The sequence below is a fragment of the Streptomyces sp. genome (assembly GCF_019510245.1).
Taxonomy (GTDB): Bacteria; Actinomycetota; Actinomycetes; order Streptomycetales; family Streptomycetaceae; genus Streptomyces.
Genome location: NZ_JAEKKT010000055.1, coordinates 1 through 19,948 on the forward strand (window position 1 = coordinate 1; position 19,948 = coordinate 19,948).

Sequence of the window (19,948 nt, forward strand, 5' to 3'; positions counted from 1 at the left end):
ACTTCAGCACCACGGTGTTGCCCCACACCAGCGGCCACACGATGGAGCGCACGCCGAGGATCAGCGGCGCGTTCCAGGGTGCGATGCCGACGACGACGCCGACCGGCTGACGCACGCCGAGGGCGGTCAGGCCGGGCACGTCCGAGGGGATGACCTCGCCGACGGCCGCGTAGGCCTGGGCTGCTGCCTCGACGAGCATGCCCTTCGCGACGTGCACGTTGAAGCCGCACCAGGGGAGGGTGGCACCCATCTCGCGGCTCATCGTGGCCACGATCTCGTCGGTGCGCTCGCCGAGCAGCACGGCGGCCCGCTCCAGGATCGACCGGCGCGCGGCCGGCGGGAGGCTCGACCACTCCGGTAGGGCGGCCGCCGCCGCGTCCACCGCAAGGTTGACGTCCTCGACGGAGGCCGCCGCGACCCGCGCGATCGGCTAACCGGTGAGGGCCTCGGTCGTATGGAAGTAGCGGCCGTTCCTGGCCGCGATGTGCTCGCCCGCGATGAGGAGGTCGCTGGTCCGGACCGCACCGGATGCGGGTGCCTCGGTCTCAGTGGCTGACATGTGTTGCCTCACTTCCACGACAGCGGCGATCGCCGCATGAACCATGCAGGGCGATCGCCGCACGAACCACGTAGTCGAACACTCCATGTCCGGCGGCAGAATCTGAACGCCGTTGTCCATTCATCGAACAGCGGCGTGAGGATTGTGGCCGTCGGCCTTCCTGGATGTCAGACCGGCGGGAAACGCCTGCCCATGACCATGTGGGCCAGGAGCCAGCCCTCCGCGGTCTCCTCCCAGACCTTCGTCACCACCTCCTGCATCGGGAACGGCGCGAGGTTCTCGTCGAGGACGGTGTACATCTCGTGGAAACACGTGGTGATCGCGGTGTTGCCACGCACCGTGATCTCGAGCTCCGTGGCCTTCGCGGCAACGGAGCGGCGGCGGGTCACATGGAAATGGGCCCAGGTCTCCCGGTCGTCGACCATCCCGACCGGGCCATGGACGACGCGGCTGTCCTCGAGCATGAGGGGGATCAACGCTTTCTCGCCCTCGACGAGAGCGGCGAGCCATGCGGCCTCTGCCTGCTTGATCGCCTCGACGGCTTCGGGGTTCGCGGTGGACGTCGTTGTCGTCATAGGTCCAGCTCCAGGATCGGTGAGAGTGCTCGTGACGAGCACGTGGTGAACATGCCGTCGGCGCGCTCACGGTCGGTCAGGACGTCGTCGCGGTGATCGGGCTCTCCGGCGATCACGCGCACGATGCAGTCGCCGCAGATTCCCTGCTGGCAGGAGTAGGGGGCGTCGACGCCGGCCGCGAGCAGGACATCGAGGACGCTCTCGCCGTCCTTGATCTCGAACTCGCCGCCGGTCTTGGCGAGCCGCACCGTGAAAGCCCCGCCGGCCGTGTGGGCGGCGGCGTCCTCCACGGGGGCGAAGCGCTCCTTGTGAATCGCTTCGGCGGGCCATCCCGCTCCGAGTGAGGACGAGATCACGAAGTCCATGAAGCCGCCGGGACCACAGACGTAGACCACCGTGTCGGGGTCGGGCGGGCCGATGTCGGTGGCGGTGCTGAACCGCTGGTCGTCCGGGCCGTCGTCGAAGTGGAGCCGGACGCGGGGGTTGTGCTCCAGCTCGTCGGCGAACGCCGAGTCCGCCCGGCTCCGGGCGCAGTAGTGCAACTCGTACTCCGCGCCCCTGGCTTCGAGCTCGTGCGCCATGGCCAACAGGGGAGTCACGCCGATACCGCCGGCCACCAGCACATGGCGACGTGCCTCGTCCGAGACCCCGAACCTGTTCCGCGGCATGGAGATCCGCAGCCGGTCGCCCTCGCGGAGCCGGTGCATCCCCAGCGAGCCGCCGCGCGACGCCGTCTCGGCCAGCACTGCCAGCCGGTACCGGGTGCGGTCGTGCGGCGGCCCGCACAGGGAGTACTGGCGGACCAGGCCGGCGGCATCGTCCACCAGTACGTCCACGTGGGCACCGGCGGCGAACTCCGGGAGCTCGACGCCGTCGGGACTGACCAGTTCGAGCACCACGACCCGGGCGGTCGCGTCGCGCCGGGCGGCCACGATGGTGTCGAGCCACTCAATGCTCATCATTCTTGCTCAGACACCAGCCGCGGCCGGGGCGCCGGCGTCGTCGCCCGCGGGGCGCCTGCCGAGGGTGAAGAGGCCGGCGTGGGTGTGGTGGACCTCCGACGCGTCGCGGATGATGTTGATCGGGTCGCGCCCGGCTTCGACGTCGTCGACGATCGTGAGCAGCATGCGACGCAGCGCGACGACACCGCGGTCCTGGGTGGCCAGAGTCTCCTCGGAGTCCAGGGTGATCGCTCCCTGTGAGCCTTGGGCCTCCGCGTCACCGGGGAACCTCTGGCGCTCCTCGTCGGTCAGCTCGTGGTTCTGCTTGCCGTTCTGCGTGATGCCGATGGCGAAGTCGACCATGCGCTGGGGATTGTTCGTGCGGATCGAGAAGAAGAGCCGGTGGCTGGTGTCGTCGGAGGGCACGACCCACAGCAACTGGTCCTGCCGTTTGTCGGGGGCGACGGTCACGAAGTCCGGCAGGCCGAAGACGTTGGGAAGGAGCTGCTCCATCGTGAAGCCGAGCTCGACGACCTCGCCGTTCTCGCCCTCGACCTCGAGTCGCTGGGTCTGCTTCAGGCCGTGGTCCGTGCGCTCGTACGTCAGACGCTCGGCGATGGTGGCCGGGTCGAAGAAGTTCTCGGGGTAGCCGAAGGTGCCGGTTCCCTTCATCTGATATCCACTGTGCGCGGAGTGGAGCCAGGTGACGTGCGACGGGTCGGCGGAGTTCTCGTAGAGGTTGAGCCAGCTGAAGTCCGCCGGCATGCCGGTGACCGCGGCGTGCGGAACCGGCCAGCTGGCGAAGTACTTCTCGTCCTCCGCGGGGTTCTCCAGCGCGTCGTAGCGGGGGAGTTCGGGCTTGAGCTCGGGCGGGCCCATGTAGACGAAGACCAGGCCGTAGCGCTCCCCGACGGGGTACCACGGCTGACGGGCGGCGTCGCGCTTGCGCCCCAGGCCCGGCTCGCACGCCTGCTCGATGCAGCGGCCCTGGACGTCGAACTTCCAGCCGTGGTAGCAGCAGCGGATACCGTCGTCCTCGACGCGGCCGTAGAAGAGACTGGCGCCGCGGTGGGTGCAGCGCTCGATCACGACACCGGGGTTGCCCTGCCCGTCCCGGAACACGACCAGGTCCTCGCCCAGTACGCGGGTCTTCTGCGGCAGGGCGCCGGCGATGAGCGTTTCCGAGCTTGCGATCGGGTGCCAGTAGCGACGCAGTGCCTCGCCCATGGGCGTACCGGGGCCGACCTCGCGGAGGCGGGCGTTGTACGAAGGCTTCGGGCGGCCGTAGGCCGTGCCGGTGTCGACCTCTGAAGTGGTGGTCATCGTTCTGTCTCCCGTGCGGCTCGGGTGCACAGCAGATGGAGCATGCAGGGCAATGGGAACACCTGCGAGGGCACCGTCGTGTGCGACCTCGAATAGGATTGTTGATTCACATTCGCATTTAACCCGCGAGTGCGTCAAGGGTCATGCTCAGGTGCCCGTCGGCCGGGGAAGTGGTCGCTCGGCAGAAGGCATGGTGGGGGACGGGAGGCGATGAGGTGCACCGCTGATGGCTGTCCGGCGGCGCCGCTACAGGGGCTGCCGGAGGGGACGTTGGCGGCGTATACGCTGGTGCGGTGAGTATCGAACCGTCCCTCGACCTGCCGCCGGCGCAGCAGGCGCGCAGTCGGCTGACCCAGCAGCGCATCCTGGAGGCGGGCACGGCCCTGCTCGAAGAGGGCGGCACCGAGGCGCTCACCGTCGCGGCCGTCGCCGCCCGGGCGGGTGTCTCGGTGGGCAGCGTCTATCGCCGGTTCGGTGACAAGGACCGCCTGATCGCGGCCTTGCAGCACGACATGATCGACCAGTTCCGCGCCGACATCATCCGCCGCTTCACTCCACTGCGCACGGATCCGGCCGCGCTGATCGCCTCGGCGGTCTCCGGACTCACCGAGACGTATCAGGCGCACGAGCGCCTGATGCGCGTCTTCCTGGCCGCAGGCGCCACCGATCCATCGGTGGCCCGGGTCGGCTCCGAGGCCGCCATCGACGCCGTCCGTGTCTTCCGACAGTTCCTCGAGCCGATCGTGCCGTTGATCGACGCGCCGGAGCCGGAGGCGCGCGTGGATGTCGTCTATCGCTTGATCTACGGGACCTGCCAGAACCGTGTGCTGTACGGCGAACCCTTCGAGTCCGACCGACCCCTGACGTGGCGTCAGCTCACTGATGAGCTGGTGAACGTCGCCTGCCTGTACCTGCTCGGAACGGCGGTGCGGTGAGCTCGCCGTACCAGATGTGAATGTGATCCACGCTTCACATTCGCGTCCGGTGGCGACATACTGAGCGGACTCCACGGAAGACGGCCCCTCGACCTTTCGGTCGACGAGAGGCCGGCAAGGGAAGGAACCGCTCCATGCGAGAGCCGCTCAGCTACGAGATCGCGCACGGTGCCGCACTCGCCGCTCTGGAAGCAGGACGGGCCGAGGGTCACAAGGTGTGTGCCGTCGTGGTCAACCGAAGTGGTGTCACGAAGGTTCTCCTCAGTGACGACGGCGTGGGCCTGCTCGGTGTGGAGACCGCGCGACGCAAGGCCTACACGTCGGCCGTGAGCGGTGTCCCGACAGCCCAGTTCGCGGCCTTCGCGGCGTCCCCCCAGATGCAGCTGGCACCTCCCCACCTGGTCGATGCCAACCTTCTGCCGGTCGCCGGCGGCGTGCCGATCGTGACGGCCGACGGCGAGGTCATCGGCGCCATCGGCGTGGGCGGGGCCGACGACACCACGGACGACCGCATCGCGCAGCAGGCCCGCGATTCCGTCGCGAAGGTCGTCGCGTAGGTCGTTGTTGCGCGGGGCTGCAGGCTGGTCGGTACAGCGGCTGCGCTGAGGGCCGCTGCCGCCGTTGCCACCCCGGTGTGACGGCGGCACCGTTGGCGAACTGGTACAGGCCGGGCTCGGGGGCACCCGCAGCTCCGCGCTGTCCAACCCGCTGCAGCGAGTGTGGCGCGACCTCGAGGTCGCCAGCCGCCACGGCCTGAACAACGCATTGATGAGCCGGGGCGAATACGCACTCAGCCTGCTCGGAATGGACCAGGCGTTGCCCGACTTCCTCTGAAATCCCGACGACCCGAGATCACCGGCCCTGGTCCCCACGGCCCCCACCCGCCGTCACGTCGCATCGCGGGCTTGACGTGTCGGAAAGGGATCTGATGATGGCGGGGTGAGGACACAGAACGGCGAGTCGGTGCTGGCGAGGGCCGTCCGCATCTTCGAGGCGTTCACGCCGGAGGAGTCGGCCCTGACCGTCTCGGAGATCTCCCGGCGCACGGGGCTGCACGTGGCGACCGCGTCGCGCCTGGTGGCCGAGCTGGTGTCGTACGGCTTCCTGACCCGGGACGACGACCGCCGGGTGAGGATCGGCGTCCGCCTGTGGGAGCTGGCCACCCGGGCCTCACCCTCCCTGTCGCTGCGCAACGCGGCCATGCCGTTCATGGAGGGCGTCCACGACGTCGTCGGTCACCACGTGCAGCTCGGCGTGCTGGACGGCGACGAGGTGCTGTTCCTGGAACGGCTGACCGCACCGGAGGCCGTGATCAACTACACCCGCATAGCGGGCCGCCTCCCCCTGCACGCCTCCTCGAGCGGCCTGGTCCTGCTCGCCCACGGCCCCGCCGACCTCCGGGAACGGGTGCTCGACGGGCCCCTGGACCGTTACACCCCGGACACCCCCGTCACCCCCGCGCGGCTACGGGCCGTACTGGCCGAGGTCCGCCGCCAGGGGTACGCGTACTGCCCGGGTTACGTCCACCCGGACGCCCTGGGGGTCGCGGCGCCGGTGCGGGACGCGCGGGGTGACGTGGTGGCCGCGCTGGCGGTGATCGTGCCCAACGAGGCGGGGGGCTCGTCCGTCGTGCCCGTGGTGCGGACGGCGGCACGAGGTGTCTCCCGCGCGCTGGGAGCCGGCGGAAGTGCGTCTCTCAAGGATTCGTCTCTCACTGATTGAGAATGCCGTCGCGGCCGTCTCCCGTCGCCGCGCATCCTGCGGGCAACCCCAACGACGGGAGGCGACAACGTGGTCGGAACCAGTGCGGTGGCGGACGCCGGGCCCGGTGTCGGTCCGGGACTGATGGTCTCCGCGAAGGAGCACGTCGCCGAGGGCGTCGTGTCACTCACCCTCACCCACCCGGGCGGCGCCCGGCTGCCCGACTGGACGCCGGGTTCGCACATCGACCTGGTGCTGCCATGGGGGTCCCCCCGCTCGAGCGCAGCCGAGAGTGGGGGAGGGACGACCCGGCAGTACTCGCTGTGCGGCGACCGATGGGACGCGCACACCTACCGGATCGCCGTGCTGAGGGAGGCCGCGGGCCGGGGAGGATCCGCCCAGGTGCACGACCGGCTGCGTCCGGGTGACCGGGTCGGTGTCGGCGGTCCGCGCAATCACTTCCCCCTCGTGCCGTCGGAGAAGTACCTCTTCATCGCGGGCGGCATCGGCATCACCCCGCTGCTGCCCATGGTGCGACAGGCCGAACTGCTCGGCGCTGACTGGCAGTTGCTGTACGGCGGGCATACGCGGGCGTCGATGGCCTTTCGTGAGGAGCTCACTGCGGCCTACGGCGAGCGGGTGCACGTCGTCCCGCAGGACGAGCTCGGGCTGCTGGACCTGGTGGCCTGGCTGGGCACACCGCGCAGCGACACCAAGGTGTACTGCTGCGGCCCCGCCCCGTTGCTCGCCGCTGTCGCAGCGGTCTGCGCCGACTGGCCGCCGTACGCCCTGCGCACCGAGCGCTTCACCGCCGCCGCGCAGTCCGCGCCGGTGCGGGAGGAGCCCTTCGAGGTCGAACTGCGCCGCACCGGACGGACCGTGACCGTCACCCAGGAGATGTCCGTGCTGGAGGCGGTGCGCCGCGCCGGTGCGGACGTGCTGTCCTCCTGCGAACAGGGCACCTGCGGAACGTGCCTGACACCCGTGCTCGAAGGCCGGCCGGACCACCGGGACTCGGTGCTGTCCGACCACGAACGGGCCGCGAACGACTGCATGTTCCTGTGCGTGTCGCGCTCCTGCGGCGACCGTCTCGTCCTCGATCTCTGAGATCACCTGTCTTCCCCCTTGTCCCAAGGAGCCGCGATGACCGAGGCACTGGAGCGTGCCGTCCTGCCGCCCGTCAGTGACGCCGACCCGTTCGCCCACGAGGTCCTCCTGGACCCCGAACCGCTGCACCAGGCCCTGCGCGAGGCCGGTCCTGTCGTGTATCTGTCGCGCTACGACGTCCACGCGCTGGCCCGCTACGAACAGGTGCACGCGGCCCTGGTGGACTGGCAGCGTTTCGAGTCGGGTTCGGGCGTGGGCCTGGCCAACTTCCGGCACGAGAAGCCATGGCGTCCGCCGAGCCTGCTGCTGGAGGCCGACCCGCCCCGGCATGACGCCCCGCGCCGGGTGCTGCGCGAGATCCTCGCCCCGCCCGCCCTGGTGCGGCTACGCACGGCGTGGGCAGGGGTGGCCGAGGAGCTTGTCGACCAAGTCCTCGCCGAGGGAACCGAGTTCGACGCCTTCACCGCGCTGGCGCAGGCGTTTCCGCTGCGGGCGTTTCCGGACGCGGTCGGCCTGGGCCCGGACGGCCGGGAGCACCTCCTGCCGTACGGCAACATGGCCTTCAACGCCTTCGGCCCGCGCAACGACCTCGTCGCGGCGGACGCGCACCGAGTGGCCGAACTGTCGGCATGGGTGAACGCCCAGTGCGCACGGGAGGCGTTGAGCGAGGACGGCTTCGGCGCGCGGATCTGGGCCGCCGCGGACCGTGGCGACCTGACGTACGAACAGGCACCGCTGGTGGTGCGTTCCCTGCTCACCGCCGGCGTCGACACCACCGTGCACGGACTGGCGGCCTGCCTGTACGCCTTCGCCACCCATCCCGGCGAGTGGCAACGGCTGCGGCAGCGGCCGGAGTCGGCGCGCTCCGCGTTCGACGAGGCGGTCCGCTGGCAGTCCCCGGTGCAGACCTTCTTCCGCACCGCCACCACCGACGTCACCCTCGCCGGTACCGTCGTCCCGGCGGGCACGAAGATCCTCATGTTCCTGGGCGCGGCGAACCGGGACCCTGACCGCTGGCACGAGCCCGACTGCTTCGACCTCACCCGTGACCCTTCCGGGCATGTCGGCTTCGGCATGGGCGTCCATCAGTGCATCGGCCAGCACGTGGCCCGCCTGGAGGCCGAAGCACTGCTGACCGCCCTGGCCCGCCGCGTCGAGCGCATCGAACTCATCGGCACACCGCACCGCCACCCCAACAACACCTTGCGCTCATGGGCATCCCTGCCCGTGCGCGTCCACGGAGCGTGACGGGACACGGTGCGTCGGGACACGGAGCGTGACGCGACACGGCGCGGCCGATGCGGTCGTAGCGCCGTGGTGTGTCAGGTGTTCCAGGGGTCGTTCCGCAGGTGGCGGTCGAAGAAGCGCTCGATCAGCTGGGGGGTCAGCCGCACGGAGCCCACGGCGTCCGGGAAGCGGGAGGACCGCACCGTGGCCGTCATGGGGTTCAGTTCCCAGGCGCCGGTGTTGAGGAGGCCGTGGTCGGCGCCGTGCACCAGCAGCATATGGGACTCTGCGCCCGCGGCGACCAGGGTGTCGTGGAGGCGGCGGCTCTGGCCCGGGCCGATGAGCAGGTCGGCGTCACCGTGCAGGAGGAGCACGGGCGGCACCCGCGGGTGGACCTGCCGGGCCGGGCTGGCCTCGACCGCGGCGGCGGCCCGGTCCGCCGGCGGGCCGCCCAGCAGACCCCATGCCGGATCGGAGGGATCCACGCCCAGCATTCCCCCGGGCAGCGCGTCCTCATTGAGCCGGAGCAGATCGCTCGGGGGATAGCCCGCCACCACCGCGCGTACGCCGGGCACCGCGGGGGAGCCGTCGGCGTCGGTGGCGAAGGCCGTGAGCAGTGCGAGGTGCGCGCCGGACGAGCTGCCCCACAGGCCGATCGACGCCGGGTCCAGGCCGTTGGTGTCCGCGAGGTCGTGCAGGCGGCCCAACGCGGCCTGCACGTCGTGCAGTTGCGCGGGCCAGACGGCGACCTCGGAGGAGCGATACTCGATGTCCGCCATGGCGTATCCGCGTTCGGCGAAGAGCCGGGTCAAGCGGGGCCCGTAGCCCCGGCGTTGATGCCGCCAGCCGCCACCCGGAAGCCACACGATCACGGGAGTGGGGGCCGTCGCGAACGTAGGCAGGTACAGATCCATCCGCAGGTCCGCGCCCGGTGCCGCGCCGTATGCGATGTCGCGCACCACCCGGACTGGAGTCGGGTCGACCCTCTCGGACGGGAGCGGTGCCCGGCTGAGCCCTTCCATGAAGCGGCCCATGACGGCGGCGTTGTTCGCCGTTACGGCCGTCAGGCCCAAGGCCTGCGTCTGCTGCGGGGGCTCACTGGTCACCTGCTGGTCCTGTCCTGGTCATGGCGAGAAGGGGGAGGGCACGACGCTTGTGTTCACGGTGTTCGTCGAGCCGTCGCCGGTAGTGCGGTGCGAGCCTGTCCGGGGTCCAGTCGAAGTCGTCCGCCAGCCGCACGTCCACCGCGGACACTCCGGTCAGAGCCGTGAGCCGGACCTGGGCCTCGGTCGCGAACGAGCCGATGAGCACGCAGCTCGGCTCGGTCACGCCGACAGTGACCGTGATGCGCTGACCGCCGGCGCCGTCGTCCTGGACGCGAATGTCACCGACGAGTCCCATGTCGTCGAGTCCGGCGGGGACTCCCGCGGTGATGCTGCACGGATCGAGGATCTCGTTGAGCGTCGCGCGGACCTGGGTTTCCGTGACCGTCATCGGGCACCGGCCAACGCGTCGTCGACCGGGGCGACCCGTCCGCCCCACGGCTCCTGGAGTTCGGTGGTGTCGAACTCGTCGCCGCGGATGCGCTCGCGGAGGTCCTTCTCGTCGATGCCGTGCATCCGCAGGAAGTTGCGACCGAGGATGTCGGCCTTGATCTCCTTGGTGAGCTCGGGCAGTCCGTACTCCTCGATCAGGTCACGGGGCATCTCGAAGTTCCAGAACGCCTCGATCGCCGGCCGGGGGTGGACGGCGTCGCAGCCGGTCGCCCAGATGATCCGCCCGGCGGCGCCGGCCTGCAGGAAGGCACCCATCGCCTGGGCGAAGCGGCGGGGCGCGTAGACCGCCATGAACGACGTGGCCTCCAGGTTGACCCATATGTTGCGGAAGGACTCCAGCTGGAGGGCCGTCTCCTCGACGAAGGCCATGCCTCCGTGGACGACCTCGAAGGTGAGGTCGGGAAAGGCCAACGCGGCGGCTTCCACGTCGCTCAACCCGAGGGCGGAGGTCGGCCCGGGCCCGACCGGGAGGGCCTTGTGGATGGCCACGACCTTCAGACCGTGCTGCCGGGCCCGCTCGAACAGCGGGAAGCAGATCTCCGGGTCACCCATGTCCAGCGCTGTCACCCGGCCCTCGACGACGTCGATCGGATAGAGCTTGAGGGCGTTGACCCGGTGCTTCTCCACCAGCTCGTCCACCCGGTCCAGGGCGCCGGGGCGCAGCGGGGACACCGCGCCGTAGATCAGCACGCGCTGCGGCCACTTCTCGCGCATCTCCAGCCCGAAGCTCAGCGCCGAGCCCCCGTCCCGGAAGTGGCCGTAGATGGGGGTCTCGTGGTAGGCGATCACATCGGTCTGGCTCTCCGCGAGCAGGGCCCGGCCGATGATGTCGGCGCCCGCACCCTGCATGTAGGCGGAGCGTTCGAGAGTGTACGCGGGGCCGCTGACCCGCTTGTGCAGGCCGTAGAGGTGCTCGCCGATGGCCGCCCCGATATGCGGGTTGACGCAGTTCTCGGGCCGGAAGTTGTAGTTGTGGGCCACGCCCTCGACGACGAGGAAGTCCTCGATCACGGTCGTTCTCCTTCGGTGTCACGGGTGGCAGAGGCACTCACGCGATCAGGTCCTTGAGGCCTTCCAGGGCGCGGGAGGCGAGTCGTTCGTCGGTCTCGCCGTCGGCTCCGCCGACGCCGACGCCGCCGATGACCTCGCTGTCGTCCACGGTGATGGGCACCCCGCCCGGCACCGGCAGGAGGTGCGCGTCGACGAGGTGCACGGGCGCGACGGCCATCGCGGGTGACGCGGCGAAAGCGGCGAACTGCGAGGTCGAGACGCCGGTGACGGCTGCGGTGCAGGCCTTGCGGCGCGCGGTCTCGATCCCGATGGGGCCGACTCCGTCGTCGCTGAGCAGCACCTTGGTGACGCCGCTGCGGCCCACGACCGCCACGCAGATCCGCGCCCCCTCGGCCCGGGCTGCCTCCAGCGCGGCCTCGGCCGCCCGGTACGCGATGGCGTACGACAGCGGTTCCCTCATCCCGCGGTCCTCTCGTGGAGCGGGGCACCGGAGGCTGCCGGGATCTCGCGGATCAGGTCCGAGGCCTTCTCCGCCACGGCGATGACGGTGGCGTTGATGTTCGCCCCGGGCACGGTCGGCAGCACCGACGCGTCGACGACACGCAGCCCGTCGATGCCGCGCACCCGCAGTTCGGGGTCGACGACCGCGGTCTCGGAGGTTCCGATGGCGCATGTGCCGCAGGCGTGGTTGGCGGAGTAACCGGTCTCGCGCAGATAGCGCTCGAGGCCGGCGTCGGTGCGCACGTCGGGGCCCGGCGCGAGCTCCGCCCGGATCATCGGGGAGACCTCAGGGCTGCGCAGGACGGCCAGCGTCGTGCGCACGGTCTCCCGCAGCGCGGCGACGTCCTCCGGCTCGGTGAGCAGGTTGAACGTGATCCGCGGCGCGGCAGCCGGGTCGGCGGAGCCCAGCCTGACCTCGCCCCGGCTGCGGGGGGTCGCGACGGCGTTGAGTGCCACGCAGTGCCGGTCCTTGAGCGGCCGTATACCGGGGAACCACGGCCGGGCGTCGAAACCGCCGCCCAGGATGCCGAGGAACCCGTCGGGACGGTCCAGGTCGGGGCGGGTGCGAATGTACGCGGAGAGGAACTCCGGCATTCCGGCCAGCGGACCATTCCCCGTGAGGAACCAGCGGAGCGCGCCCACGGCCGCGCGGTCGACACGCAGGTGTTCGTGGAAGGTCACCGGATCCTTGACGTCGAAGAGCACGGGAGCCGCCGGGTGGTCCTGGAGGTTGGCGCCGACGCCGGCCAGGTCCGCCACCGGTTCGATGCCGTGCTCGCGCAGGTGATCCGCCGGACCGATGCCCGAACGCATCAGCAGCTGCGGCGAGTTGTAGACACCCGCGCAGACCACGACCTCGCGGGCCGCCCGGATCACCCGGCTCTGTCCGCCCTTCACGACACGGACGCCCGTCACGCGTCCCTGGCCGAGCACGAGCGTGTCCACCAGCACCCCGGTGAGCAGGGCGAGGTTTTGGCGTCGCCGCAGTGCCGGGCGCAGATACGCGGCGGCGGTGCTGTGCCGTCGCCCGCGGTGGATGGCGTTCTCGATCTGGCCCGCTCCGGTGGGGTCCCCGCTCTGGGTGTCGTCGGGGAACTCGATGCCCAGCGACCGGGCGGCGCTGTCCAGACGCCGGCCGAAAGGACCTCGCCGGACCGTGGTCGACACGGTGACCGGCCCGTACCCGCCGTGGTGCTCGGTGTCGCCGCGCCAACTGCTCTCCGAGCGGCGGAAGTACGGCAGCAGGTCGTCCCAGCCCCAGCCCGTCGCACCGGACTTGACCCAGTCGTCGTAGTCGAGGCGGTGCGCGCGGACATGGGTCGAGCCGTTGATCGACCCGGTGCCGCCGACCAGCCGGCCTCGCGGAACGGGGATACGCCTGCCGTCGAGGCCCGGCTCGGGCTCCGACTCGTAACCCCAGCCGATGCCCTTGCGTCCCGACAGCAGCCCGACCCCGAGGGGCAGTTGAACGAGCAGGCCGCGGTCCGCGGGCGGGCCGGCCTCGATCAGCAGCACCCGTGTCCCGGTGTCCGCGGACAGGCGCGCGGCGAGGACGCAGCCGGCCGTACCCGCGCCGACGACGACGTAGTCGTACTCGGCGCCGTGCCCGGCGCTCATATGGAGGGTCCTTCGGAGGGTGCGGACATCTCGTCTCCTTCGGCTCTGGAGCGAACGCGCGCTGGAGGAGCTGCGGAAGTCGCGGGGAGGCGGTCGCCGGCTCGGCACGTTCTCAAGGGTTGTCGCGAGGTGCGGCGGAGCCCGCGAACGGGTCGTCACCTCGGTGCCGGGTCACCGTAACAAGGGCGTCCGGCGTTCTGACAGAGGTCTGCAAGTAATTCATCAAACCAGGTCGGAGCCATTGACAGTTTTTCATCAGAGCCGTACAACGGCATGAACGCCTCATGGGCGCACACCGCTCGCCGCGCCTGTCCGTCACTTTCCGAGCGTGCCGGAAGAGCCGCCGCACGCTCGTGCCGTGTCGCCTCGCGACAGCGCGAAGAAGCCTCGACCGCGGGCTGTCCCACCACTCGAACGGCCCTCGTACCCGCGTCCCCACTGCCTCAACGCCGAGGAGATGGTCCACATGACCGACACGACCGTGCCCGACACGGGAACCGGCTACGGCCGCAAGCCCTCCTCCCACGACGCCCGCCTGACCGAGGTCGGCCCCGGCACCCCGATGGGCGAGGCGCTGCGCCGCCACTGGCAGCCGATCGCCAGCTCCACTGCCCTGACCAGCGAAGTGCCGCACCGCGTGCGCCTGCTGGGCGAGAACCTGGTCGTCTTCAGGGACGGTCAGGGCCGCCCCGGCGTCGTCTTCGAGCGGTGCGCGCATCGCGGCAGCAGCCTCTTCTACGGCCGCATCGAGGAGGACGGCATCCGCTGCTGCTACCACGGCTGGAAGTTCGACGTGCGGGGCCACTGCCTGGACCAGGCCTGCGAACTCGACGGCGGCAAGCGCCGCAACCTCGCACGTCAGCCGTGGTACCCGGTGGAGGAGGCCTACGGCCTGGTCTTCGTCTACATGGGGCCGCCCGAGCTCAAGCCCCCGCTGCCGCGCTACGACAGCCTCGAACCCCTGGGGGAGGGCGAGAGCTACCACACCAGCTGGATGGTGCCCGGTGCCGAGGTCGTAGGCCTGGAGCAGGACTTCAACTGGCTCCAGGTGTTCGAGAACGCCGTCGACCCCGTGCACGCGGCGTGGCTGCACTCCCACCACAGCGGGTTCCAGTTCCAGGGCACCGGCACGACCGGCTTCCCCGAGAGCTACTACGACCACCGCACGGCCGCCGAGCGCACCAGCTACCACCGCACCGACAACGGCATGCGGTACATCTGGCGCTACCAGGACACCGAGGGCGACGGTGGCGCACCCGTCGACCTGGAGTGGTCCGTGGAGTGCATGCTGCCCAACATCATCGCCCTGCCCGACTTCATCCGCTCGACCCCCGACGTCCGCAACGACATGCTGATCTGGGTCGTCCCCGCCGACGACACCCACCACCGGCTGGTCTTCTCCATCCGCTCCGCCGACCCCGAGCGGGCCACGTCCTTCATGTTCGGCATCAAGCAGAACAGCAAGGACGGCTGGCTGCTGAGCGAGGAGGAGAAGCAGCGCTTCCCCGGCGACTACGAGGCGCAGTGGTCGCAGGGCCCCATCACCCAGCACTCCGAGGAGACCCTGGCACCGTCCGACAAGGGCGTCGTCATGCTCCGGCGCATGCTCCGCACGATGCTGGACGACATCGAGGCCGGACGCACCCCCCTCGGCGTCGCCACCCCCGGCGAGCCGCTCCGCCACGTGGAGGCCGGCCTTGTCACCCGACCCGAGGCGCCCACGGAGACGGACCGGGCGGCAGCGCCCACGGCGGCAAGGGGGTGACCGAAGCGTGAGCACCACCTGGACGGACGCGGTCGTCGTGGCCCGGTACGACGCCACGCCGAGAATCGCGGTCTTCGACCTCGCCCGGGCCGACGGCGACGAGCTGTGGGAGTACGAGCCCGGCGCCCACATCGACGTGACTGTCGGTACGGCGGAACTGATCCGGCAGTACTCCCTGTGCGGGCCACCGGGCATCCGCAAGCAGTACCGGCTCGCGGTCCTCGACGAGCCCGCCTCGCGCGGCGGCTCACGCGCCATGCATGCCCTCGCCGAGGGCGACACGCTGCGCATCGCCGCGCCGCGCAACCGCTTCCGTCTCACGTCCGCGCGTCGGCACGTGCTCCTGGCGGGCGGCATCGGCATCACCCCGCTGCTGTCGATGGCCCAGAGCCTCGACGCCACCGGGGGCGACTACCACCTGCACTACTGCGCCCGCAGCCGGAGCGAGGCCGCCTTCCTCGCCGAGCTGGAGAACCATCCGCGGGTCACCCTCTACTTCGACGACCAGGCACCGGAACAACTCCTTGACCTGGGGCGCGACCTGGGGGAGCCGGCCTCGGACACCGCGGTCTACGTCTGCGGTCCCGGCGGGTTCATGGACTACGCGCTGGGGCGGGCGGCCGAACTCGGCTGGCCCGCGTCCGCCCTGCACAAGGAGCGCTTCAGCGCCTCGCCCCCGGCCGCGCCCCAGCCCGGCGGGGGAGGGGAGGGCGGATTCACCGTGCGCCTGTCCTCCACGGGAGCGGAGTACCTCGTCCCCGAGGACCAGAGCGTCCTGGACGTCCTGCTCGCGAACGGCGTCGATGCGCCCAACTCCTGTGGGCAGGGCATCTGCGGCGAATGCATCGTGCGGGTGCGCGCCGGCGAGCCCGACCACCGGGACGACGTCCTGACCGACGAGGAGCGCGGGGAGGGGCTGTTCACCCCGTGCTCGTCCCGGTCGAAGTCCCCGATCCTGGAGCTCGAACTGTGACCAGCCCATCGACCGAGGCGACCGCGGCGACAAGCCGTCCCGACGACGCCTCCGCCCCCGTCGCCGCCTCCGCTCCCGCCACGGTCGAGGACGCCGAGGCCGCCTGGCTCGCCGCGCAGATGCTCCCGGACCCGGAGCCGGCGATCCGTGCCCTGCTGCATCCCGACTGCGTGATCGTGCACTCGGCGGTCGGCCACATCCACGGCGCGGACGACTGGCTGGTGTACGCGGGACGCCTGGGCCGCACCAGCCAGGTGGACACCATCGACGTGACCGTCCAGCGGTTCGCCGCCACGGTCGTGGTCAGCTGCCTGCAGGAGATGCGGGTCGCCTTCATGCCCGAGCTGACTCCCTTCGTCATCCAGGCCGCCGTCACCAGGGTCTGGGTGCGATCCCCGTCGGGTGGCTGGCAGTTGGCGCATCTGCAGATGGCCCGGCGGCTGCCGCCCGGCTGACGGCATCCGGATGTCCGGCTCCTGGGAAGCCGGCCACCGTCAGTCCTGGGGCTCGCCGTTCACCGGCGAGCCCTCGTCCGGTGCCGCCGGTGCCGCTTCGGCGAGCGCGGAGACGATCCGGCCCAACTGGTCCGCGTAGTGGTCGATGAACTCCGGTGAGGCAGGGTCCTGTTGGCCCAGTTCCCGGGCGATCCACGGGATCGCCGCCGGAGCGATCGAGGCGGCGAAGAAGACGAGGGCCACGACCCCCACGTCGAGGTCACTGCGCAACTCACCGCGCGCCTGCCGCTCGCGGAGTTCCTCGACGTGCTTGAACAGCTCGGCGGCCCGCTCGTCCTCGGCGGGCGGGCGGGTGCCGGGTTCCTCACGCGTCAGTGTGTGCACCCATCGCGTGTCCTCATGGGCCCAGTGGACGTAGCGCCGCACGGCGTCCGCGAAGGTGCGGGCGTGACTGACGCGCATGGACTCCTCGAGCCACTGCTCGCTCAGCGCCTCGTACAGCCCGCCTTTGCCCCCGAAGTAATAGGTGATCAGCTGATGGCTGACGCCGGCCGCCTCGGCGATCCGTACGACCCGGGCCCCGTCGAACCCATGGGTGCCGAACTCCGTCGCGGCGGCGGACAGGATGGCCCGCCGGGTGCCCACCGGGTCCCGCTGACGACCGGGATCATCGGGGTGCCTCCGGCGCTGCTGCCTGCCGGACGCCGTTCCCGACTTTCCTGATGTCGTCTCGCCCTCTGTCACATGGACGACCTTACCGGCGGCCTTGTCGGACAGGTCAACTACCTGCGGTGTCGCAGGCCGGACCGGTGCGGGACGGCGTGCGGGCCCCGGGCGACGCGAAGCGCCGGTCCACGATGTCGAAGCGCACCCCCCTGCGGTGGCAGGCCCTACGACTCCACCACCCTCATGAGACCTCCGAGGACCCGCTCGCGGCAGCAGGCGCGGCAGCCGTCGGGGCCTGGTGGCCGGAAAGCCTGGGCGAGGGTGTCGGCGCCACGTACCAGCCGGCCTACGTCCACGCCGACGGCGGTGAACGTGGCGCCTCGATCGACACCGTGCGCGGCGAGGTGTCCTCCCAGTGGCGGCGTCGCGACGACGGCAGGATCGACCTCGCGGTCACCGTCCCGTACAACACCGAGGCCGAGATCCGGGTCCCCACCCAGGACAAGCCCCTTACCGCGCCCCGGGGTGTCACCCACGTACGTGACGACACCTCGGGCGGTGCGCCGTACAAGGTCTACCGGGCCTTTTGCGGGGTCCTACCGATTCAACGCCGCATGACCCGACCGCACCGACCGCCGCACCGTGCCGAATCGGCGATCTCGGCACGGTGCGGCTCGCTCGACCGGGACGGTGTACCGCTTCGGCGCCTGACGGGGACGCCTCACCGCGGCAGGTCGGCCAACCGCGGCGGGGTCTCCCGGCCGCTGGGCTGCCCGCGGCGACCGGTCAGGTACGCGGCGAGGGCGAGGACAGCGGCAACGGCGATGAGAGTGCAGACGGCACCCCAGCCCAGCTGGACGTAGGCGCGGGTGCCGAGCCATGATCCGGCGCTGCCGCCGAGGAACGCGCAGGTCATGTAGCCGGTGTTCAGGCGGCTGCGGGCCTCGGGGCGCAGCGCGAAGATCCGGGCCTGGTTGGCGACCTGACCGCACTGCACCGCCACGTCCAGCAGGAGCAGTCCGACCGCGAGCGCCACCAGCCCCGCCACTCCGCCCAGCGAGCCCGCAGTGAGCACCGCCGCCGCGGCGAGGGCGGCGAGGATGCACCACAGGTTCACCCGGTCGGCGCCGAGCCGGTCCACCCAGCGGCCGGCCGCCGGGGCGCAGAACATGCTGCCGGCCCCGATCAGGGCCAGCAGCCCCACGGCCTGGGTACCCATGCCGTAGCGGGGCCCGGTGATGAGCAGGGCCAGCGCGGTCCAGGCCGCGCTGAACCCGCCGAAGAGGGTGACCTGGAAGAGCACGGAGCGCCGTAGTTCCCGCTCGTCGCGCAGCATCCGCAGGGTGTCGGCGAGCAGGGTCGGGTAGCGGTCGTGCACGGCCGGGGCGTTGCCCGGCAGGGCGAGGCCGAGGACGACGGCCAGCAGCCCGGTCAGCACGGCGGCGACGAGATACGGGGCGCGCCAGCCCAGGTGCTCGCCCAGGACGCCGCCGAAGGTGCGGGCCAGCAGGATGCCGCCGATCAGGCCCGCCTGGAGGGTGCCGATCACACTGCCGCGCCGATCGGGCTCGACCAGACCCGCGGCCATGGGCAGCAGGAGCTGCGGAACCACGGTCGCCACACCCACCACGGCACCCGCCGCAAGGAGGAGGCCGGTGGCCGGGGCGAGACCGGCGACGAGGAGGGCGACACCGGTTGTCGCGAGCAGGCCGGTGATCAGCGGGCGGCGGGGGAGGCGGTCGCCGAGGGGCACCAGCAGAAAGATGCCGACGGCGTAACCGAGCTGGGTCACCGTCGCCGCGATCGCCGCTGTGGCCGGTGGGACGCCGAGACCGTCGGCGATGAGGCGGGTGAGGGCCTGCGGGAAGTAGACGTTCGCCACGCCGACGCCACAGGCCAGCGCCATCAGAAGAGGCAGCTTGCGGGTCATCACTCAGCTCCAACCGAACGAACTGGATGGTTCGGTTATGGAGCGTGACACTCACACCTTGGATTCGTCAAACGAACCAGTTCGTTACCATCGGATGCATGGCATACGACTCCACGGCGACCAAAGAACGCATCCTCGCTGCGGCGACCACGGAGTTCGCCGGACATGGCGTCGCCGGCGCCCGGGTGGACCGTATCGCCGCCGCGGCCAAGGCGAACAAGCGCGCGATCTACGACTACTTCGGCGACAAGAGCAAGCTTTTCGCCCTCGTCGTCGAACGCACCCTGGCCGACCTCGCCGAGGCCGTCCCGCCGAGCGACGACCTGCCCGGCTACGCCGAGCGCCTCTTCGACTACCACCGCGCCCACCCCGAGGCCCTGCGACTGGTCATGTGGGAGGCCCTGGAGATCGGCGAGGAGCCCGTCCCGGCGGAGGAAGCCCGCACCCGCCACTACCAGGACAAGATCGACGCCGCCGAATCCGGTGGGGCGGACGGCGACGCACGGACCCGCGTGTTCTTCACCCTCGCCCTGGCCGGCTGGAGCATCGGCATGCCCCAGTTGCGGCGCATGGTCCTCGGCTCCGACCACAGCCTCGACGACCTCCGCGACGAGGTCGCGCGGTCCGTACGGGCCCTGTCGACAGGGGGAGAGGCGCCCCGGCAAGACCGGTGACCCCGCCGCGGACGCACCCGCGGCGGGGAGGGCGCGGCGACCTGCCGGTCGACGAAGCCGGACCACGCGCGGTGGCAGGACATCGGCATGGGGGAGCATCGGCTCAGCCGGCGTGCCCCTCCACCAGCCACGTATGGATGAACGGCCAACCAGCTCCGGTTGGTCCCCGCCCCTATCCGCAGCCGAGGAACTTGTTGCTGAGGGTGGCGAGTTCGCCGTTGCCGAGGCATTCTCCTGGTCCGCCTCCGTGTACCTACGGGCTGTGAGCCCTTGGGCCCGAGATCTGCCCGGCGTCAGCAGGTCGAGACCGTTCGCATCTCTCGGACCGCCCTCTCCGGTCAGTGTCCTCGTCCCCGGCGACACTTCGTCGTCAGCGAGGTCGTAGAGAACGGCGCGCCATGTGAACTCGTTCATCTCGCGGGCCCGGACGCC

At 70.9% G+C, this 19,948-nt stretch carries 22 protein-coding genes and 1 pseudogene; 11 read left to right on the forward strand and 12 right to left on the reverse strand.

Going from position 1 to position 19,948, the window contains the following annotated elements:
• From JF597_RS02410 to JF597_RS02430, 5 genes are all read right to left on the reverse strand, one after another.
• Positions 1-382 (reverse strand): aldehyde dehydrogenase family protein (locus JF597_RS02410; RefSeq protein WP_293987949.1); only part of this gene is annotated, 382 nt, incomplete at its 3' end.
• Between the two features lie 48 nt (positions 383-430).
• Positions 431-559, reverse strand: a complete 129-nt coding sequence (locus JF597_RS02415) for a hypothetical protein (RefSeq protein WP_293987952.1) — start codon at positions 557-559, stop codon at positions 431-433.
• 167 nt (positions 560-726) lie between these two features.
• Positions 727-1,134 carry a nuclear transport factor 2 family protein gene (locus JF597_RS02420; protein WP_030662861.1) on the reverse strand — a complete coding sequence of 136 codons (408 nt, stop codon included), beginning with the start codon at positions 1,132-1,134 and terminating at the stop codon, positions 727-729.
• On the reverse strand, positions 1,131-2,093 hold the full coding sequence (locus JF597_RS02425; RefSeq protein ID WP_366916372.1) for a PDR/VanB family oxidoreductase: 963 nt from the start codon (positions 2,091-2,093) through the stop codon (positions 1,131-1,133). Before JF597_RS02425 ends, JF597_RS02420 begins: the two co-directional genes overlap by 4 nt.
• A gap of 9 nt (positions 2,094-2,102) precedes the next feature.
• Complete coding sequence (locus tag JF597_RS02430) at positions 2,103-3,398, reverse strand: Rieske 2Fe-2S domain-containing protein (RefSeq protein WP_293987961.1); 1,296 nt, start codon at positions 3,396-3,398, stop codon at positions 2,103-2,105.
• A 293-nt stretch (positions 3,399-3,691) separates the two neighbouring features.
• Between JF597_RS02430 and JF597_RS02435 the strand changes: the two genes are divergently transcribed.
• The 6 genes from JF597_RS02435 (at position 3,692) to JF597_RS02460 (ending at position 8,389) form a co-directional block, all read left to right on the forward strand.
• Positions 3,692-4,333 (forward strand): TetR/AcrR family transcriptional regulator, encoded by a 642-nt coding sequence (locus tag JF597_RS02435; RefSeq protein ID WP_293987964.1) that lies wholly within the window; start codon positions 3,692-3,694, stop codon positions 4,331-4,333.
• A 134-nt stretch (positions 4,334-4,467) separates the two neighbouring features.
• Positions 4,468-4,890 (forward strand): heme-binding protein, encoded by a 423-nt coding sequence (locus JF597_RS02440; RefSeq protein ID WP_030662871.1) that lies wholly within the window; start codon positions 4,468-4,470, stop codon positions 4,888-4,890.
• Positions 4,891-4,954: 64 nt separating this feature from the next.
• Complete coding sequence (locus JF597_RS02445; RefSeq protein WP_293987970.1) at positions 4,955-5,167, forward strand: hypothetical protein; 213 nt, start codon at positions 4,955-4,957, stop codon at positions 5,165-5,167.
• A gap of 105 nt (positions 5,168-5,272) precedes the next feature.
• Positions 5,273-6,055, forward strand: a complete 783-nt coding sequence (locus JF597_RS02450; protein ID WP_293987973.1) for an IclR family transcriptional regulator — start codon at positions 5,273-5,275, stop codon at positions 6,053-6,055.
• Positions 6,056-6,124: 69 nt separating this feature from the next.
• A complete protein-coding gene (locus JF597_RS02455) occupies positions 6,125-7,141 on the forward strand; it encodes a PDR/VanB family oxidoreductase (protein WP_293987976.1) in 1,017 nt (338 codons plus the stop codon).
• Positions 7,142-7,177: 36 nt separating this feature from the next.
• Positions 7,178-8,389, forward strand: a complete 1,212-nt coding sequence (locus JF597_RS02460) for a cytochrome P450 (protein WP_293987979.1) — start codon at positions 7,178-7,180, stop codon at positions 8,387-8,389.
• Between the two features lie 74 nt (positions 8,390-8,463).
• Here the strand turns inward: JF597_RS02460 and JF597_RS02465 are convergent, their stop codons facing one another.
• Genes JF597_RS02465 through JF597_RS02485 form a run of 5 tightly spaced genes read right to left on the reverse strand, consistent with a single transcriptional unit; the run spans position 8,464 to position 13,053 of the window.
• On the reverse strand, positions 8,464-9,474 hold the full coding sequence (locus tag JF597_RS02465) for an alpha/beta hydrolase (RefSeq protein ID WP_293987982.1): 1,011 nt from the start codon (positions 9,472-9,474) through the stop codon (positions 8,464-8,466).
• Positions 9,464-9,862 (reverse strand): DUF59 domain-containing protein, encoded by a 399-nt coding sequence (locus tag JF597_RS02470; protein WP_293987985.1) that lies wholly within the window; start codon positions 9,860-9,862, stop codon positions 9,464-9,466. The genes JF597_RS02465 and JF597_RS02470 overlap by 11 nt, the downstream gene beginning before the upstream one ends.
• A complete protein-coding gene (locus JF597_RS02475; RefSeq protein ID WP_293987988.1) occupies positions 9,859-10,935 on the reverse strand; it encodes an amidohydrolase family protein in 1,077 nt (358 codons plus the stop codon). Before JF597_RS02475 ends, JF597_RS02470 begins: the two co-directional genes overlap by 4 nt.
• 37 nt (positions 10,936-10,972) lie before the next feature.
• A complete protein-coding gene (locus JF597_RS02480; protein ID WP_293987991.1) occupies positions 10,973-11,395 on the reverse strand; it encodes a heme-binding protein in 423 nt (140 codons plus the stop codon).
• Positions 11,392-13,053: a GMC family oxidoreductase N-terminal domain-containing protein gene (locus tag JF597_RS02485; protein WP_293987994.1), complete on the reverse strand. Its 1,662-nt coding sequence runs from the start codon at positions 13,051-13,053 to the stop codon at positions 11,392-11,394. The genes JF597_RS02480 and JF597_RS02485 overlap by 4 nt, the downstream gene beginning before the upstream one ends.
• 466 nt (positions 13,054-13,519) lie before the next feature.
• Between JF597_RS02485 and JF597_RS02490 the strand changes: the two genes are divergently transcribed.
• The 3 genes from JF597_RS02490 to JF597_RS02500 are packed head-to-tail and all read left to right on the forward strand — an operon-like array spanning position 13,520 to position 16,246.
• Positions 13,520-14,818 carry an aromatic ring-hydroxylating dioxygenase subunit alpha gene (locus JF597_RS02490; RefSeq protein WP_293987997.1) on the forward strand — a complete coding sequence of 433 codons (1,299 nt, stop codon included), beginning with the start codon at positions 13,520-13,522 and terminating at the stop codon, positions 14,816-14,818.
• A 7-nt stretch (positions 14,819-14,825) separates the two neighbouring features.
• Positions 14,826-15,791, forward strand: a complete 966-nt coding sequence (locus tag JF597_RS02495) for a PDR/VanB family oxidoreductase (protein WP_293988000.1) — start codon at positions 14,826-14,828, stop codon at positions 15,789-15,791.
• On the forward strand, positions 15,788-16,246 hold the full coding sequence (locus JF597_RS02500) for a nuclear transport factor 2 family protein (protein WP_293988004.1): 459 nt from the start codon (positions 15,788-15,790) through the stop codon (positions 16,244-16,246). The genes JF597_RS02495 and JF597_RS02500 overlap by 4 nt, the downstream gene beginning before the upstream one ends.
• 39 nt (positions 16,247-16,285) lie before the next feature.
• Here the strand turns inward: JF597_RS02500 and JF597_RS02505 are convergent, their stop codons facing one another.
• On the reverse strand, positions 16,286-16,990 hold the full coding sequence (locus JF597_RS02505; protein ID WP_293988007.1) for a TetR/AcrR family transcriptional regulator: 705 nt from the start codon (positions 16,988-16,990) through the stop codon (positions 16,286-16,288).
• Between the two features lie 113 nt (positions 16,991-17,103).
• Between JF597_RS02505 and JF597_RS02510 the strand changes: the two are divergent.
• Positions 17,104-17,364 (forward strand): annotated as a pseudogene (locus JF597_RS02510) (hypothetical protein); the annotation flags it as partial.
• Positions 17,365-17,633: 269 nt separating this feature from the next.
• Here the strand turns inward: JF597_RS02510 and JF597_RS02515 are convergent.
• The gene (locus tag JF597_RS02515; RefSeq protein ID WP_293988010.1) at positions 17,634-18,842 is read right to left on the reverse strand and encodes an MFS transporter; all 1,209 of its coding nucleotides are present in this window, start codon (positions 18,840-18,842) and stop codon (positions 17,634-17,636) included.
• A gap of 98 nt (positions 18,843-18,940) precedes the next feature.
• On the opposite strand from JF597_RS02515, the gene JF597_RS02520 reads away from it, so the two are divergent.
• Positions 18,941-19,516 carry a TetR family transcriptional regulator gene (locus tag JF597_RS02520; protein WP_030662916.1) on the forward strand — a complete coding sequence of 192 codons (576 nt, stop codon included), beginning with the start codon at positions 18,941-18,943 and terminating at the stop codon, positions 19,514-19,516.
• Positions 19,517-19,948: the final 432 nt, after the last annotated feature.

Coding starts and splice junctions, on each gene's coding strand:
- JF597_RS02415 (WP_293987952.1), bottom strand. CDS start 559: ATGTCAGCCACTGAGACCGAGGCACCCGCATCCGGTGCGGTCCGGACC.
- JF597_RS02420 (WP_030662861.1), bottom strand. CDS start 1,134: ATGACGACAACGACGTCCACCGCGAACCCCGAAGCCGTCGAGGCGATC.
- JF597_RS02425 (WP_366916372.1), bottom strand. CDS start 2,093: ATGAGCATTGAGTGGCTCGACACCATCGTGGCCGCCCGGCGCGACGCG.
- JF597_RS02430 (WP_293987961.1), bottom strand. CDS start 3,398: ATGACCACCACTTCAGAGGTCGACACCGGCACGGCCTACGGCCGCCCG.
- JF597_RS02440 (WP_030662871.1), top strand. CDS start 4,468: ATGCGAGAGCCGCTCAGCTACGAGATCGCGCACGGTGCCGCACTCGCC.
- JF597_RS02460 (WP_293987979.1), top strand. CDS start 7,178: ATGACCGAGGCACTGGAGCGTGCCGTCCTGCCGCCCGTCAGTGACGCC.
- JF597_RS02470 (WP_293987985.1), bottom strand. CDS start 9,862: ATGACGGTCACGGAAACCCAGGTCCGCGCGACGCTCAACGAGATCCTC.
- JF597_RS02480 (WP_293987991.1), bottom strand. CDS start 11,395: ATGAGGGAACCGCTGTCGTACGCCATCGCGTACCGGGCGGCCGAGGCC.
- JF597_RS02485 (WP_293987994.1), bottom strand. CDS start 13,053: ATGAGCGCCGGGCACGGCGCCGAGTACGACTACGTCGTCGTCGGCGCG.
- JF597_RS02490 (WP_293987997.1), top strand. CDS start 13,520: ATGACCGACACGACCGTGCCCGACACGGGAACCGGCTACGGCCGCAAG.
- JF597_RS02515 (WP_293988010.1), bottom strand. CDS start 18,842: ATGACCCGCAAGCTGCCTCTTCTGATGGCGCTGGCCTGTGGCGTCGGC.
- JF597_RS02520 (WP_030662916.1), top strand. CDS start 18,941: ATGGCATACGACTCCACGGCGACCAAAGAACGCATCCTCGCTGCGGCG.